Origin of the sequence: Afipia sp. OHSU_II-C1 (assembly GCF_000497575.1) — a bacterium.
Classification (GTDB): Bacteria; Pseudomonadota; Alphaproteobacteria; order Rhizobiales; family Xanthobacteraceae; genus Afipia.
In genome coordinates this window covers 1-1,209 of the sequence record NZ_APJI01000039.1, presented here as the reverse complement: position 1 = coordinate 1,209, position 1,209 = coordinate 1, and the positions used below count along the sequence as shown (strand labels likewise).

Genomic DNA, 1,209 nt, shown 5'->3' with positions numbered 1-1,209 from the left:
GAGGGGAGCTTGCTGCGTAACGAGCTGACGGTGTCACCAAAAGCAGCGTCGTACACAAGCGCACTCGCACCGGAGTGGTTGACGACATATTCGATCTCGCTTGCGACAAAGCGGAAATTGAGCGGCACAACAGCTACGCCCATCAGGGCCGCCGCCTGATAAAGTTCAAGATAGCGGCTGCTGTTTTGCATCAGCAGCGCAACACGATCACCCGGCTTGATTCCAATCCCGGAGAGAGAGTTCGCCAGACGGCGCACCCGAGACCAGAGTTGTTCGTATGTCTGAGACCCCAGACTAGATATAATGGCTGTCTTCCGCGGCGTGTACGTCGCAAACCAATGCAACGCATCCCCGATACGGCTCGGCATGGCGCTCTCCCTGTCGCTCGTTTATTCTTCGAACGATCGTACGTTTGATTATTTTATTCAATGAAGCAGCACGTCGCAGGGCGGGGCCGGAAATTCCGGCCCCGCGTTCTCTGAATCAATCCGGAAGGTTGTAGCCGACTTCGGCAAATCCAATTAGATCGCCGGTGGAATCCTTGCCTTCGACCAGCACCTGAACCCAGTTCTTGCCGGGACCATTGAAGTGCTTCTGCTTGACCTTAGCCGTTGCGGTGACCGTTTCACCCACCTTCACCGGCTTGGTGAACTTGGCATCGACGTAGCGGATGGAGCCACCGTTCTTTCCAATCACGCCCCATGCCCGCGTCACCACCGATGCGAGAGTGGACATGGTCATCATGCCGTGCCCGACGGTGATAGGCATTCCGAAAACCTGGGCGCGCGCCGCCCACTCTTCATTGGTGTGAACGGGATTCATGTCGAGCGACGCAAGCGCATAGTGATCGATCGCCGATTGGGCATAGGACTGGGCCACGCTAGGGAAAGCGTATCCGGTGTCGATGTTGCTGAAAGTCGGGTTGGACATTGATGAACTCCTCGATCACGCGTTAGCAAAGCGGGCGACGTCGGCCTGCGTTTCCGGAAGGATCAGCGAACACCACCAATGGGCCTTGAGCACCCCCTTCTCATTATGGAAATCGAGCCGCATCTGAAGGTATGGCTTGCCACGCTGAACGAATTTCTGGGAGGTGGTCACCGTGGTCGTGATGACTTCGCCGTACTTGAACGGCTCGATGATTTCGATCCGCTGCTGCGGATTGCGCGCGCCCGGCGTACGGATCCATGTCCCAATGCCTTTTTCGCC

General features: G+C 57.0%; 3 protein-coding genes. All 3 read right to left on the bottom strand.

The window, feature by feature from the left end; translation table 11 throughout:
- Nucleotides 1–368: AMP-binding protein (locus tag I554_RS27125; RefSeq protein WP_152528729.1), on the bottom strand; the 368-nt coding region annotated here is incomplete at its 3' end.
- A 115-nt stretch (nt 369–483) separates the two neighbouring features.
- Nucleotides 484–930: a MaoC family dehydratase gene (locus I554_RS26110; RefSeq protein WP_024578151.1), complete on the bottom strand. Its 447-nt coding sequence runs from the start codon at nt 928–930 to the stop codon at nt 484–486.
- A 15-nt stretch (nt 931–945) separates the two neighbouring features.
- Nucleotides 946–1,209 (bottom strand): hypothetical protein (locus I554_RS27460; protein WP_024578287.1); only part of this gene is annotated, 264 nt, incomplete at its 5' end.